The organism is Megalodesulfovibrio gigas DSM 1382 = ATCC 19364, assembly GCF_000468495.1.
In the GTDB taxonomy this organism is placed as follows: Bacteria; Desulfobacterota; Desulfovibrionia; order Desulfovibrionales; family Desulfovibrionaceae; genus Megalodesulfovibrio; species Megalodesulfovibrio gigas.
This window is the reverse complement of sequence record NC_022436.1, coordinates 18,246-33,264: the sequence shown is the minus strand read 5'-3', so window position 1 is coordinate 33,264 and position 15,019 is coordinate 18,246. Positions and strand designations below refer to the sequence as shown.

Sequence of the window (15,019 nt, the reverse complement as noted above, 5' to 3'; positions counted from 1 at the left end):
TGCGCCTGGGCGGTGAGCTGGCCTTCCAGATCCTGGATGCGTCCGGCCGCTTCGCGACGTGCCGCTTCCAGAACGGCAGAGAGTTCGGCCAGGGCCTGCTGCTGGTCGGCCCAGATGGCCTGGAGGGGTTCCTGACTGGTCTGGACCTTGAGCCAAATGCGCAGTTCCAGCGGGCAGTCGGGCAGGTCCAGGGGAGACAGGTAGATCTGGGGATCCGAATCAACGGCGCACAGGGTCAGGGCCTCCTGACCGGAGATGGCGAAGCCGTGCCCTTCGACTCGCAGTTGGGCAAAGCCTTGAGGATCAGCCACCCGGAACAGCGGCTCGCTGGTGGAAACATTGATGAGCTGAATTTCCGAAATGGAGACCATCCCCTTGGTATTGAGGGGATCGATGCGCAGCCCCCAGCGACGCAGCGCCACTGGATTTTCGATAATGCAGGCCAGCTCCTGCCAAACCTCGGGGACCAGCAGAAAGGTCTCTTTATGCTTTTCGGAGTAGGTCGGCTCCTGGGGTTGCGGGAAGTAGACCTCGGCAAACAGGGTGCTGCCGATGCTGGAGGAAGTCAGGATGCGGCGCTCGCAGGCGGCCCGGTGGCTGGCCCATTCCCGTTCCTGGACGCCAATGTGTTCAAGCAGATTGTCGAACAGCTGCGGCGCGGCCTTACGCAGGCGCTCCCTGGTGGATACAAAGATCGACTCGCCCTTGGCCGGCAGGGGCAATTCTGTAGCAATGGGCTGAAAAAAAATCTCTTCCTTGGCAGAAAGGCTCCCGACAGCGCATTCCTGGCTTGCCTGGCTCAAGGCCTGGGCAACGTCCACCTCAATGCCGATGTTGCGTATGTACTCGTATAATGTCGAGAAATAGGAATAGTTGTCCTCGACAGGTTCCCGCCGGTCCGCCACGTGTTCATGCTTGAGGTCGGTCCGCACAAGAGAAAGGATACTGGAACAAGTTTCCCGCAACGTTTTAGGGAAGGTGATGCAGAGCCTTTTTTCGATATTCGCCAGCACGCCAATGGGGTCGGCCAACAACTGGTCATAGGTGATCACCACGTGGGGCCGATCCCGGCAGGCGGCAAAGGCCTCCCGGTTGTAGGCCAGCCACAGCAACAGGCCCTTGCGGATGTCCATCTTGTCGCGCCGAGCCAGGGATGCAGCCACCTCTTCTGGATGACGCACCAGGACGATGAGCCCCGGCCGTTCGCCCCGCTGCTCCAGTACCGACGTCCACAAAGGCATCAGAGGGCACAGAAGGGGGTCCTTGACGGCCCAGGGCGTGCCTGGGGGGAAGCTGCGCTCCAGCAACGCCTGCAGATTCTGCCTGGCCTTGTGCCCGGCCGCGGACTCCAGCCAGCCAGCCGGCTGGGAGCCGATCATGTCCCACGAGCAGCCCAACTGCCGCAGCAGGATTTCATGGATCAGCACCAGGTCTTCATTTTCCCAGTAGCCTTGCTCGTTGTTCTCATCCGCGGGCTTCAGGCTGGGACCCAGATTGAAGCCGAGGAGATGCAAACAGCCGGCCAGGGCAGAGGCGCCACTGCGATGCATGCTGAGAACAAGAAGCGGATTGGGCTGTGTGAGCATGAGCGTCCCTGCAGATTCTGGTTAAACTGAGCGCTTCATTTCCTAGCGCAAGAGCCAATAGGAGTCGAGCGCCGCGCGCAAGACGCGGCATTGCGGCCTGCCCGCATCCAGCAGGCCGCAATGCCGCCAGGCCTGGCTTCGCCTGCAGCAAAAGGGCACTGAAATGGATGGAACTGCCTGAAAAATAACGCTAATAGCCAAGCCTGGTGCACAGACCGGCAAATTCCGCATCCAGCAGCTTCAGCTCAAACGGCGTCCTGCCTTCGCCCCATTTGCCGAGAACCTCCAGGTTGGCCGGCGCAAACACGTCTTCTCCCTGGGGAAATCCAAGAAATTCATGCACCTTGGCGCTGTAAGCCGCCGTGTTGGCTGCCACGTCCTCAATACGGAGCTCCAACAGCGGCAGCCCAAGGGTGGCATAGCTTTCGCGCACCTTCTCCCAGCTGGCGAAATACGACTTCACCCAGCGAATGGCGCCGGGCAAATGGCTGGGGCCCCAGGGCTGCCTGGCCACGGAAGCGGCTATGGCCTTGGGATTGCGGCTGACGTGAATATAGTACCCCTTGGGGGCCAAATCCTTCAGGAACGCCGGCTGCAACAGATTGTGTGGCGTTTTTTCCATGAAGGCCGTGGCATTAGGCTTTGCCGCCACCGCCACGTTGGCCACGGCCTGCAACAGGGCACTGGCAGCCTGGTTGAAAGCCTGCTTCTCCTGTTGTACCGGGACGTTATCTTCTATGATCTGCTGCCGGAAGGTGGCAAAAGCGTGGGCGATCTCGGAGCGCTCCACCCCTTCGCTGAACGAAGCCTGCCCATGCCTGCCATCAATGAGCTTGGCCACTAATTCATTAAAATGATGCAAGGCGATGGCGGCACGATTGGGCGAAAAAAATTCCGTCAGGGTGCTGCGCAGATCGAACAGCCCGCCCAGCTCATAAAACAGCTTCAGCTCAATGCCTCGAAACGAGGCTACCCGAGGCATGTTGGCGACGCAATTCGCCACAAAAGATGTCCCAGAACGGCCCGGACCACCAATAAAAATGAATGTTTCAAGCATCGCTTCAACACCCTACATTCTGTCGTTATTGCAAATGCGGCGGAAACACCTCCGCCGCACCGCTTATTTCTGATCGCCCAAACACAAAACTTCCCACTGCCGGACGCCAAAGAGAACAAATTTCATATAATATGTCCATCAAATTTGCCAGACGGAAATCTGTAGCCTGGCTGAATACTGCACAAAAAAACGGCGGGTTGTCTTTTTTTTGTTAAAATTCATATTCTTAGACGAGAGGGCAAAGGGGTGCCCGCCATGACGAAGTGCCGCGCAGAAACCCTCGAAATTTCGTACCCGTCGCCAGGGGCGCTTCTGCCTTCCCCTGCAGGTCTCGGGCATGCGTGTCCTCCAACAAGGAAAGCAGCATGCGGGGTACAGCAGCGAGCAGTACTAGGGCAAGGCCAGGGAGGCTTCCTGGCGGTGATCGATTCCAGAGAGAGGGGGGAGTTTGCCACGCCGGTGGAGTCCGGCGCACAGAAAACTGTTCAGCATTGCGCAGCCGTTTCGTCGCTGTCCGGCTGGTTCGGGGGGGCTGGGGGCGCAGCCCCCAGACAAGGGCCGCAGGCCCGGAGTCCGCAGGCGCAGCCTGCCCCTTATGGAATGTTTTTTTGGGGGAGGGCCGCAGGCTGGTGGGCACTGGCGCGGGGTCCTCTTTCCTTTCTCTTATTCTTATAAGTTTTAATACAAGTTACAGCACCCCCGGAACCCGCGCCAGCCGTGGGTTTGCGGGCGAAAATGTCCGGCGATTTCACGTTGGTTGTCCGGTGATTTCACGTTGGGGTGTCCGGCGATTTCACGTTGCGTGTCCGGTGATTTCACGTTGGTGACCATGCAAATGTCCGGCGATTTCACGTCGCGTGTCCGGCGATTTCACGTTGGAGACCATGCAAATGTCCGGCGATTTCACGTTGGAAAAAGGCAAATGTCCGGCGATTTCACGTTGGGAAAAGTCAGATGTCCGGCGATTTCACGTTGGCGCGTCAAGACGGAAGCATTTCCACCCGCCCTGCCCTGGATTGCGGCCCGGGTCCGGCGGGTTTGCCCCGGTCCGTCAAGGAGGAAACGCTTCCGTCTTGACGGCAATGTCTGGTGATTTCACGTTGGCCTCACCAATACACGCCGATTGTTTTGTCTTTTTTCACGATTTTCTGGATGGCCCCGACCTTGAGCAGCTCGCCGAACACGCGGTCCTGGAAGGCGTGTTTGAACTTGCGCATCTCGTGGTAGTTGCTGCCCCACATGGAGTAGAGTGTTTCCCAGGTGGTCCAGAAGGGCGACTGGTTGGCCATCAGGAAGGCCTGAAAGGCCATGGCCAGCTGATTTTGCCCCAGGGCCAGCCGGGCTTCCATGTTCACGTAGCTCCAGCTGTCGATGCCAAAGAAGGACCACAGGGCTCTGGAGAGCTCCAGGGCGTAGATCTCCCTGGTTTCCTCGATCATGGCCTGCGGGGCCAGGACGCCCTGATAGCGGAACCGGCGGCTGCCGTTCTCGGTTTCCCCGGAGATGGCAACGCGCACCTGGGTGCCGGAAATGCGGTCGATGAAGGAACTCAGCCAGGCATAGTCCCGGCTGCTGCCCTGTTTGCGCATGCGCCGCAGGAACTCCTTGCCGGTGAAGGCCGCAATGAGGTCCTGGCGGTGCTTGGCAAACTGCAGCAGCACCAGCCAGCCCGTCAGGTCGTTCTGATCCAGCTGGTAGTTGCGGAACGACATTTCCATGTGCTGGATGTTGAGCACGGGCACGGGCTCCCAATCCGGAAAATGAGGCCGGCGGCCCTTGGCCGTGGGCCGGAACAGCAGGGACTTGGCCGCCAGATTGGGCATGACGCTCTGCTGCGGGTACAACTCCAGCTGGACAAAGCGTTCCATGCGGTCTTTTTGTTGCAATTCCGCTATTTTGACCATGCGTTCGGTCATGGGTGCGCTCCCTGTGGCTGCGCTGGCGTATGGTGTATTCGGCAAGGGCTCCCGGGGAACACGTTTCTGCAGAAAAATGGGGAGGCCCTGCGCGATCCTACGACAAAGCATACCACCATCGGACGCGACTTGGCAAAGCAGGCGTTCCCGGGCATGGCTGGACTGGCGGCCGTGGCGGCCATGACAGAAGCCGGGCCGGCCGCACGTTGCTGAAATCTCAACAAGCAACTGAAATGAATCGGAAAGATCTTTTGCGGTAATGTGTGATTCCACATTGCCACACTACCATATTTCCACATCAGCACAAATGTGCATTTGTGATTTACCGCTTGACTGCAGATGCGCTTTGCAGCATGTTCACAAATGCAGACATGGGAGGATGCAGCCATGCGGATTGTTGCCTTTGTGAACCAGAAGGGCGGCGTGGGCAAGACCACCACCGTGCACAACGTGGGCGCGGCCCTCAGCCGGGCCGGGGCGCGGGTGCTGCTGGTGGACCTGGATGCCCAGGGCAGCCTGACGGCCTCCTGCGGGTTCGATCCGGACGAGCTGGAGAAGAACCTCTACGACGTCCTTGACGGCAAGGTGACCCTGGCCGACGTGCTGCTGTCGTGCGAGGGGCTGGACCTCGCGCCCGCGGGCATGAGCCTGGCCCAGGCCGATCTGGCCTTTGCCGGACGCATCGGCCGCGAAAACATGCTCAAGAAGGCTCTGGCGCCGGTGACGGGGTATGACTTCATCCTGCTGGACTGCCCGCCCAACCTCGGGTTGGTCACGGTCAATGCCCTGGTGGCCGCCGGGGAACTCATCATCCCCGTGCAGGCGGAATACCATGCCCTGCGCGGGCTGGAACTGCTGCAGAACACCGTGGCCCTGGTGCGCGAGCTCAACCCGGGCCTGACCGTGCTGGGCATCGTCGTGACCTTCTACGACAAGCGCAAGACCCTGAATCGCGATGTCTTCAACGAGCTGCGGCGCAATGTTCCGGACCTGCTCTTCGAGACCCGCATTCGCGATGCCGTGGCCCTGGCCGAGGCCCCCAGCCACGGGCAAACCATCCTGGCCTACCGGCCGGGCAGCGCCGGGGCGCAGGACTATGAAGCCCTGGCCAATGAGATCATGAGGAGGACCTGAATATGGCAGCAGGACTGGGCAAAGGCCTCAAGGCCGGCGGCAATGTGCTGTTCAAACGGACCGAAGCCCCCGCAATGGAGCCCGACGCAGATGTGAAAATGCACATTCCCGCATCTGCGCAAATATCCAAACCCGCATCTGCGGCAATGCGCCATGCGGATCCTGGCCATGGATTGCCTGCTGATTCAGCAGGGTATCCGGTGCCGCCCCTCGGGGCGGAGGCAGCAATTGCGCCTGAACACATTTCCGCAAATGTGCAGTTGCGCAAATCGGAAGATGTGGAGTTGGATAAGACCACAGATGTGCAGTTGCGCAATGACATAAATGCGCACCTGCACAAGGTCGCCGAGGTGCGCAAACACATCGTCCTGCCCGAGCCGCTGGCCGAGCGGCTGCGGGTGTTTTGTTTTGAGCGTCGCGCCAAGGAAGCGCCGGTGGTGCGCGAAGCGCTGGATGCATATCTGACTCGCCACGGGTATTGACCGCACCGGGCGCGTCACCACCCTGCCGGCGGGTGTGGAGACCCCGCGCCGTGTGCATCAACGCCTGGAACGAAGGGGCCGGGGCTGCGCACCTGAAACCGAATCTGACCCATGGCCACGCGTTTTTGACCCCCGCCACCCGCGTGCCTGCCCGCTTCCCTGGCCCGGGGCGGCAGGGGTTGGATTGACGTCGTCATAAAAAATATTTAGCAACACAAAAGCGTGGTTCCAAATGTTGGAGCAAGGACGTTGCGAGGGGGAAGAACCTTTCTGAGAAAGGTGTTCCCCCGAGTGTTTTTTTAGAAACAGATCCACTGATGCGCCTTGGCGCTTCCCCCCATGCCCGCGACCTGCCGTGCGGCAGACGGCCCAGCCGCTGCCCGGCGGTCGGTTTTCTGGAGCCTCCACGTGCGATATCTCGACGAAAACGGCACCCTGATCACGGTGTACACGCCCAACGAACGCCAGGGCGGCCTTGTGTGGGGCGTGCGGCACTCCTGGTCGGAGCTGCGCCAATCCCGCCACATCATTTACCGGCTCTTCTGGCGCGATTTCCTGGCCCAGTTCCGGCAAAAGATCCTGGGGTATTTGTGGGCCCTGCTGGGGCCGCTGATGAGCGTGCTGAGCTTTCTGTTCCTGTACGCCATGGGCGTGCTGCAGCCCGGCGAAAACGCCATGCCCTACACGCTGTATGTGATGCTCGGCAGCAACATCTGGGCCTGCCTGCCCGGGGCCATGGGCGCGGTGAGCAACGGCTTGCAGGCGCAGGCTGATCTGATCATGCGCACGCGCGTTCCCAAGCTGGCCTTGGCCATCAGCGCGCTTTCCGCCTTCCTGTACAGCATGCTCATCAGCATGGTGACCACGCTTGTGGTCTTCCTGGGGCATGGCATCTGGCCGTCGGCCTGGTTTCTGGCCTATCCGCTGCTGGTGCTGCCCATGCTGCTGCTGGGCACGGCGGCGGGGCTTATCCTCTCGGTGCTGGGGTCCATTGCCCGGGATCTCACCCCCATGGCCACGCAACTGCTGAACATCATCATGTACATCACGCCGGTGGTGTATGTGCAGTCCTCCATCGTCAATCCCTGGCTCAAGGCCTGCGTGGAGTGGAACCCGCTGACGTATCTGGTGGATGTGCCGCGGGCGCTGATCTTCACCGGGCATTCGCCGGCCCTGGGGGGGTATCTGCTGGTGTCTGCGGGGACGCTGGCCTGCCTGGTGGTGGGGCTGCGCGTGTTTTATCTGTTGGAAGACCTGGTGGCGGAGCGTCTGTGATGGCAATTTCCCGCGTGCAGGTGGAAGGGCTGGGGAAGAAGTTCGGATTGTCCCTGCGCAACGCCCTCAAGTATGGCCTGAAGGATTCCGTCCGTCGGCTCACGGGCCGCGGCAAGGATCAGACCCTGCGTCCCGGCGAATTCTGGGCCCTCAAGGACGTCAGTTTTTCCCTGATGCCGGGGGACTCCCTGGGCATCATGGGCCTGAACGGTTCGGGCAAGACCACGCTCTTGCGCATCCTCAACGGCACCTATTCCCCGGATGCCGGCAGGGCCACCCTGCGCGGCCGGGTGGGGGCGCTCATCGCCGCGGGGGCCGGCTTCTCGCCCATGCTCACCGGGCGGGAGAACGTCTTCATCAGCGGGACCCTGCTGGGCATGACACCAACCGAGATCCGCAGGAAATTTGACGAGATTGTCGCCTTCGCCGAGCTGGAACAGTTCATCGACATGCCCGTGCGCAACTATTCCAGCGGCATGAGCGTGCGCCTTGGCTTTGCCGTGGCCGTGCTGGGCTCGCCGGATATCCTGCTGGTGGATGAAGTGCTGGCCGTGGGGGACTTGAATTTCCAGAAAAAATGCTTCGAGCGCATCCAGGCGTTGCGGCAGGAGGGGGTCACCATCCTGCTGGTGTCCCATGCGCCGGGCTCCATCTGGGCAGTGTGCGACAAGGGCCTGAACCTGCATCACGGCATTTCGCAAGGCATTGTGCCTGTGGAGGATGCCTGCCGCCGCTATGAGGATCTCAACATCCAGGCCCGCGCCGCCTCCAACATCGCAGCCACAACCGCAGCCAATATCGCAGCGGGTGCCCCGGCCCTCAGCGCCACTTACGAAGGCACCGTGGGGGGCACGGGCAGCGCCGTCATTGAAAAACTGGAGATCCTGAACGACGAGGGCCACCCCGTGGACACCTTGCGATTCGGCCAGGGCTTCACCCTGCGCATGCATGTGACCGTGCATGAAGAGCGCATTCAGCACGCCGTGTTGCGGACCATCATAGATTCGGAGATCAACAAGGCCATTGCCGTGCTGGACAACTACGAGCTGCGGGGCGAATTTTTCGAGCTGGTCCGCGGCCAGTATGTGTATGAAATGCGCATCCCCAACCCGCGACTGCGCCCCGGCGTGTACCGGTTTTCCTCGGCCGTCATCCAGCGCAATGCCTCTATCCATCTGTTTTACATCATCAATCACGCGCAACTGGCCATCACCAATTCGGATGATCGGTTCCTGTATGCCGATTTCCGCGCCAATATCCAGCTGGATGCGGACATCGCCTTGCGCAAACTCGCCTGACCCAGGCATGGGACGGCCAGCCCCTTGAATCTATTGGATACCACCGCCATCCGGCGCAGCTTGAGCGCAGTCAGGACCGCCATTGCCGGCCGCCTGGCCCGCCAATCCCGCCCTTCCACCCTGGCCACCCAGGCCACCCAGGCCGCCCAGGCAGACACCGCGCCGCAGCCGCTCACCGCGGCGGATCTGGCCCTGCGCGACGCCGTCGCCATCCTGGCAGACCAGAGCGGCTACCGTCGCACCCTGGAGAGCAAGCGCCCCACCGCGGCAGACGGCTCCCCGCTGCCCTGGTACACCTATCCGGCCATTGAATACTTCAATCAGCTTGATGCCCGGGGCCTCAGGATTTTTGAATACGGGTGCGGCAATTCCTCGCTGTACTGGTCGCGCAAGGGGGCCGAGGTCTGGAGCGTGGAGCACGACCCGGCCTGGCACGCCGCCATGGTCGCCCAGTCCGCCGGCCTCAAGGGCCTGGCCCTGCGCGAAACCCGCGAGGCCTACGCCGCCGCCGTGCACGAGCCGGGCGCGACATTCGATATGATCGTGGTGGACGGCATCTGGCGGCCGGCCTGCGCCGCCCAGGCCCTGCAGGCCCTGGCGCCCCATGGCGTCATCCTGCTGGACAATTCGGACTGGTACACGGACGTGGCGGCCCTCCTGCGGCAGAACGGATTCTTCCCCATTGATTTCAATGGCTTTGGCCCATGCAATCCCTACTGCTGGACAACATCCCTGTTCCTGCCGTTCCGTTCTCCGCTGACGGCGCGGTTGCAGTCTCCCGTGCCCATCGGCGGCATTGCCGTGCAACAAGGCGAAAATTGGTGAGCTGATGCAGTGGTACAACGCTTTTCGACGGGCGGCGGCGTCCGTACTGGAACAGGGCACGGCCCTTGTGCTGCGCCGCAATCCCCGCGTGCGGCAGCGGATTCTGGACATGCTGGCCCGGCGGCACCCCCACGAACTGCTGGACACCATGCAGGCACAGCCAGATCTGGCCCTGCTGCTGGCCGACGCCCCCCCCGCCGTGCGCGAAGGCCTGTTTACGGTCTGCTGCGCCGCCCTGCAGGGCAGGCCCATTCCCGAGACCATGCAGGACGCCTTTGCCACCGTCAGCGATCTCACCTGGAATTACAGCCAGGAAGGCGAAGAGCTGACCCTGCGCCGGCTCATGGCGGCCGAAGGCCCCGGCTATTACGTGGAAATCGGCGCCTATCACCCCCGCCGGCTGTCCAACACGTATGCCCTGTACCGCCAGGGATGGCGGGGCCTGAACATCGACGCCACCCCCGGCAGTATGGAGGCCTTCCGCCGGCTGCGGCCCGAGGACGTGAACGTGGAGCAGGCGGTGTCGGACCTTGCCACGCCCCTGCGCTTTCACCAGTTCCGGGAACCGGCCCTGAACACCTTTGATGCCGCCCTGGCCGACTCCTACGTGGCCGCCGGCTGGGAACGGCTGGGCATCCGGGAAATCGTGCCCTGCCCCCTGCGCGAGATCCTGGCCCGGCACTGGCCCCAGGGCCGGCCCATCCATCTGATGAATATCGACGTGGAAGGCGAGGAAATGGGCGTGCTGCGCTCCAACGACTGGCAGACCTACCGCCCGCACTGGCTCATCATCGAGGTGCTGGATACGCCCCTGCAGGCTCTGGCGGAGCATCCCGTCATCGCCTTCCTGACGGCCCAGGGCTATGCGCCCGTGGCCAAGCTGGCGCAGTCCGTCATCCTGCACTGCCGCGCATGAGGCCTGCACCGGGACTGCCGGGACTGCCAGGATTGCCAGGCCTTGTCGGGGCTTGTCATCGCAGTGTACAAACAGCCTGACCCGGCGTCGTCCCTTCCCCCATCTCAGCCCGGCCTGGCCCGGCGGCAGAGCAAGACGGCATGTGTGGAATTCTAGGTATCTTGCAGCGGACGGCCGACATTCCCGAGTTGGACCGCAATGTCCTGGACACCCTGCACCATCGCGGGCCGGACGGCCGCGGCCTGCACCGCGCCCCCCATGTGGCCCTGGGGCACACGCGGCTGTCCATCATCGACCTGTCCAACGCTGCCGGGCAGCCCATGCAGTGGGCCGATGGCCGCTACACCATCGTGTTCAACGGCGAGATCTATAATTATCTGGAGCTGCGCGCCGCGCTGCTGGACGCGGGCGCACGGTTCGCCACCGCCTCGGATACGGAAGTCATCCTGGCCGCCTATCACGCCTGGGGCCGGGGCTGCGTGGAGCGCTTCCGCGGCATGTTCGCCTTTGCCCTGTGGGACGCCCAGGACCGGACCCTGTTCATGGCCCGGGATCGCTGTGGCGAGCGGCCGTTGTTCTATTGCCGCACCCCGCAGCGGGTCTGCTTTGCCTCGGAACTCAAGGCGCTGCTGCCGCTGCTGCCCCCGCAGCACGGGCGTCCGGCGCTGGATCCGGCCGTGGTGGACATGTACCTGCACTATCAGTACGTGCCCGAGCCCTGGACCCTGCTGCGCGGCGTGCACAAGCTCCCCGCCGCCCACACCCTGACCCTGACGCCAGACTGCTGGGACGCCGAACCCGTGCGCTACTGGGATGTGGAACGCACCACCGCGCCGCCCGCCCTGGCTTCCGACACGCCTGCGGATATGCCGGGCATCCTGGACTGCATCCGCCGGACCCTGGACGACGCCGTGCAAATGACCCTGCGTTCCGATGTGCCCGTGGGCGTGGCCTTGTCCGGGGGCATCGATTCCGGCGCGGTGGCTGTCCTGGCGCAGCGGCACTATCCCGAGCCCATGCACGCCTTCTGCGTGGGCTACCCCGGCCGGCCGGCCTACGACGAACGCGCCCAGGCCCGGGCGCTGGCGGAAACACTGGGCATGCGGTTTCATGAAGTGGAACTGCCCGTGGATCAGTTTCTGGATTTCTTCCCCGAACTGGTGCGCATCATGGATGAGCCCGTGGCGGATCCGGCCGCCTTTGGGCATTATTCCGTGCCCAGGGCCGCGCAGGATCTGGGCATCAAGGTGCTGCTCACCGGCATTGGCGGGGATGAATTGTTCTGGGGATACGACTGGGTGGCCCGGGCCGTTGTCCTCAATCAGCAACTGCAGGCCCATCCCCCGGGCTCTCTGCTGCGCCGGCTGCTCGGCCAGCGGCCCGTTGCCGCGCTGGTGGCCCGGCTGGCTGCCTCCGCCCGCACGCCGGCCGCGGTGCGCAACCAAGCCACGGCCCTGCTGCAGACGCATCTGGTCGAGTCCCCGGCCGACCAGCCCCTGTTGTACGCCACCCTGGACGACTTCCGCGCCGCCTTCCGCTTCAAGCAGGCATACGCCGGCCCGGCCCTGCTCGACCTGATGGCCCGGCAGCCGGACAATCCCTTCCACCCCACGGCCATCGGCCCACGTCACGGCCCGGACCTGCCCGCGGCCTGCATCCGGCTGCTGTTCGACACCTGGCTGACCTCCAACTGCCTGACCCTGGGTGACCGCGTGAGCATGGGCGCCAGTGTGGAAGCCCGGCTGCCCTTCCTGGATGTGACGCTCATCGAAACGGTGATGGCCCTGCGCAGCCGCGTGCCGGATCATGCCCTGGGGCAAAAGGCCTGGCTGCGGGCCGCCCTCAAGGGCATTCTGCCCGACGACGTGCTGACCCGCCCCAAGGCCGGGTTCCGGCCACCGGTGCATGAATGGCTCACCAGCGTGGTGGCGCGGCACGGGCATCTGCTGGGGCAGGGCGTGCTGGTGCGCGCCGGCATCCTGGATGCAGACGCCGCCTCCCGCGCGGCCCGGGAGCTGCCGCAACAGGGCTGGCCGGGACTGTTCTTTGCGTACAAGCTGGTGTTGCTGGAAATGTGGTGGCAGGAGCTTGTGGCATGACCGCTGCGCACGGCCCCGACGTCCTGTTGTACAATCCCCTGTCCGGGCACGGGCACCTGGATTCCTGGCTGGCCATGTTCGTCCGGCTCCTGCTGCAGCGGGGGCATGGCGTGCAGGTGCTCACCCCCGGCCCCCAGGCGTTGCTGGATCGACTGGCCCAGGACGGCCTGAAGCGGCATTCCGCCCTGCGGCTGCTGGACTGGGACGCCGCCCGGGAGAATCCTTCCCGCGTGCGGCGGCTGCTCAAGACCTGCCGTACCGCGGCGGAGAACTACCACCAGCGCACCCCCGCCAGCATCCCCACGCCGGAGATGTCCCCTGTCCGACGCCTGAAAAAGCGCCTGCTGCAGGGCGTGGTCCCGCCCGTGTACGGGCTGGTGGCCCCATGGCTGCCGCCGCGGAGCGCCTGGGACGCCCTGCCGCCCTACGATGCGCAGGACGTGGCCGCCGGTCTGCTGGACCCGGCGCAGGCCGCCTGGCGCATCGCCGCGGCCGTGGCCAGTGCCCCGCGGCCGCCGGCCCTGGTGTGCGTCATGTATATGGACATGTTTTCCCTGTCCCCGGCGCGTTGGCAGGCCTGGGAACAGTTGTGCCCCCTGTCCTGGACCGGCGTGCGCTTTGTGCCCTCCGCCCCGGAACGTCTGGAGCCATACTACTCCCTGCAATCCCTGCGGGGCATGTGCCTGTTGGACGAGCGCGAACGCGACGCCTACGCCGCCGCCCTGCCCGGCCTGGACTTCGCCTTGCTGCCAGACACCACCTTTTCCAGCCTGCCCGAGGTGGAACCGCCCCTGGTGGCGACCATCCGCGCCCGCGCCCGGGGCCGGCGCGTCGTCTTCCTGGGCGGGTCCATCGGCGGACAGAAGAATCTGGCCCGCTGGGAAGGGCTGATCCGCCGGGCAGATCCTGCCCGCTGGTTCTTCGTCATGGTCGGCGAGGTCCACGCCCATTCCCTCAACGCCGAGGAAGCCGCGGCCCTGGAGCGCCTGACCACCGCGCCCCCGGAACACTTCCTGGCCCACGCGGCCTACCTGGACGACGAGCGGGACTTCAACGCCGTCATCGCCGCTTCGTCCGTCATCTTCGCCGTGTACAAGCGCTTCGCCATCAGCAGCAACATGCCCGGCAAGGCCGCGGCGCTGGAGCGGCCCATCCTCGCGGCCTCGGGCTTTCTGATGGGCGACCGGGTCACACGCTACGGCATCGGCCGCGCCGTCCCCGAGGATGACGAAGCCGCCATGCTGGCCGCCCTGGAGGATCTGGCCGCCCATCCCGTGCCGCCGGCACGGTTTGCGGCGTATCGGGCGGATTTTTCGCAAGACCGTCTGGCCGACGTCCTGACGGCGCATGTCCGGCAGTGCCTGGAATGATGCCGGCTGACTGCCCGTTTGCCCGTCTGCCCATCCACGTAACATCTCTAATTAGAGACTTATGGAGCATCTTGTCATGTCCCTTGCTCCCATGAATTCCCTGGCTCCCGTGGCCCTCTTCGCCTATGCCCGGCCGGACCACCTGCAGGCCACGCTGGCAGCCCTGGCGGCCAATGCGCTGGCCGGCCAGACGGTCCTGACCATTTTTTCCGACGGGCCGCGCAGCGAGCAGGATGCCGCGGGCGTGCAGGCCGTGCGGGCGCTGGTGCGCCAGGAACAGCAGGCAGGCCGCTTTGCCGCCGTGCATGTCGTGGAGCGGGACCGCAACTGGGGCCTGGCCGATTCCATCGTGGACGGCGTGACCATGTTGTGCGCACAGCACGGGCGGGTCATCGTCCTGGAAGATGACATCGTCACCGCGCCCTGTTTCCTGCGCTACATGAACGACGCCCTGACCCGCTACGCCGACACTCCCCAGGTGATGCACATCGCCGGGCATAATTTCGATATCAATCCCCAGGGCCTGCCGGAGTCGTTCTTCATGGGGCACAGCTCCTGCTGGGGCTGGGCCACCTGGCAGCGGGCCTGGGCGCATTTTTCCCGCGATGCAGCCGCCTTTGTCAGGGACTTTACGGCGCAGGACATCCACCGTTTCAACCTGGACGGCACGTATGACTACTGGGCGCAGCTCCTGGCCAACCGCACCGGGGCACTGAAAACCTGGGCCGTGTTCTGGTACGCCAGCGTGTTCCGGCAGGGCGGGCTGTGCCTGCATCCGCGGGCCAGTCTGGTGGAGAACATCGGCCATGATGGCAGCGGCACCAACTGCGGCTGCAGCGCCCAGTTGCAGCAGTGCGCCTGCAACGCGCCGGTGACCGGGTTTCCCGAGGTGCTGGCGGTTGATCCGCTGGCCCTGGACAGATACAAGCAGTGCCTGACCGCGCTGCAGCAACCGGCCGCCCCTCCCGTCACGCCATCGGCGGCCGCCCCCCCCGCATTGCTGCCGCGCCTGATCCGCCGGATTCTCCGGCGCATTCGTTCAGCCCTGTAGCGCAACCGGC

At 64.0% G+C, this 15,019-nt stretch carries 13 protein-coding genes; 9 read left to right on the top strand and 4 right to left on the bottom strand.

What is annotated here, in order from left to right:
* The 4 genes from DGI_RS18875 to DGI_RS16445 all read right to left on the bottom strand — a co-directional run.
* Positions 1-1,586: sulfotransferase family protein (locus DGI_RS18875; RefSeq protein WP_021758435.1), on the bottom strand; the 1,586-nt coding region annotated here is incomplete at its 3' end.
* A 190-nt stretch (positions 1,587-1,776) separates the two neighbouring features.
* Positions 1,777-2,643, bottom strand: a complete 867-nt coding sequence (locus DGI_RS16450) for a sulfotransferase (RefSeq protein WP_081697032.1) — start codon at positions 2,641-2,643, stop codon at positions 1,777-1,779.
* A 678-nt stretch (positions 2,644-3,321) separates the two neighbouring features.
* Entirely contained in the window at positions 3,322-3,474 is a 153-nt protein-coding gene (locus DGI_RS18870; protein ID WP_154661688.1) for a hypothetical protein, read from the bottom strand.
* A 275-nt stretch (positions 3,475-3,749) separates the two neighbouring features.
* Positions 3,750-4,559 (bottom strand): replication initiator protein A, encoded by an 810-nt coding sequence (locus DGI_RS16445; RefSeq protein ID WP_021758432.1) that lies wholly within the window; start codon positions 4,557-4,559, stop codon positions 3,750-3,752.
* 387 nt (positions 4,560-4,946) lie between these two features.
* On the opposite strand from DGI_RS16445, the gene DGI_RS16440 reads away from it, so the two are divergent.
* The 9 genes from DGI_RS16440 to DGI_RS16400 all read left to right on the top strand — a co-directional run bounded on the left by DGI_RS16440 (position 4,947) and on the right by DGI_RS16400 (position 15,009).
* On the top strand, positions 4,947-5,693 hold the full coding sequence (locus tag DGI_RS16440; protein WP_021758431.1) for a ParA family protein: 747 nt from the start codon (positions 4,947-4,949) through the stop codon (positions 5,691-5,693).
* Between the two features lie 2 nt (positions 5,694-5,695).
* Complete coding sequence (locus DGI_RS16435; RefSeq protein ID WP_027193499.1) at positions 5,696-6,175, top strand: hypothetical protein; 480 nt, start codon at positions 5,696-5,698, stop codon at positions 6,173-6,175.
* A 408-nt stretch (positions 6,176-6,583) separates the two neighbouring features.
* On the top strand, positions 6,584-7,450 hold the full coding sequence (locus DGI_RS16430) for an ABC transporter permease (protein ID WP_021758429.1): 867 nt from the start codon (positions 6,584-6,586) through the stop codon (positions 7,448-7,450).
* Positions 7,450-8,748 carry an ABC transporter ATP-binding protein gene (locus DGI_RS17615; RefSeq protein WP_021758428.1) on the top strand — a complete coding sequence of 433 codons (1,299 nt, stop codon included), beginning with the start codon at positions 7,450-7,452 and terminating at the stop codon, positions 8,746-8,748. The genes DGI_RS16430 and DGI_RS17615 overlap by 1 nt, the downstream gene beginning before the upstream one ends.
* A gap of 24 nt (positions 8,749-8,772) precedes the next feature.
* The gene (locus DGI_RS17610) at positions 8,773-9,573 is read left to right on the top strand and encodes an O-methyltransferase (protein ID WP_144284255.1); all 801 of its coding nucleotides are present in this window, start codon (positions 8,773-8,775) and stop codon (positions 9,571-9,573) included.
* A 4-nt stretch (positions 9,574-9,577) separates the two neighbouring features.
* Positions 9,578-10,489, top strand: a complete 912-nt coding sequence (locus DGI_RS16415; RefSeq protein ID WP_051286726.1) for an FkbM family methyltransferase — start codon at positions 9,578-9,580, stop codon at positions 10,487-10,489.
* 140 nt (positions 10,490-10,629) lie between these two features.
* Complete coding sequence (gene asnB / locus DGI_RS16410; RefSeq protein ID WP_021758425.1) at positions 10,630-12,588, top strand: asparagine synthase (glutamine-hydrolyzing); 1,959 nt, start codon at positions 10,630-10,632, stop codon at positions 12,586-12,588.
* Positions 12,585-13,958 carry a glycosyltransferase family protein gene (locus DGI_RS16405; protein ID WP_021758424.1) on the top strand — a complete coding sequence of 458 codons (1,374 nt, stop codon included), beginning with the start codon at positions 12,585-12,587 and terminating at the stop codon, positions 13,956-13,958. Before asnB ends, DGI_RS16405 begins: the two co-directional genes overlap by 4 nt.
* Before the next feature lie 76 nt (positions 13,959-14,034).
* Positions 14,035-15,009: a hypothetical protein gene (locus tag DGI_RS16400; protein ID WP_021758422.1), complete on the top strand. Its 975-nt coding sequence runs from the start codon at positions 14,035-14,037 to the stop codon at positions 15,007-15,009.
* Positions 15,010-15,019 lie beyond the last annotated feature (10 nt).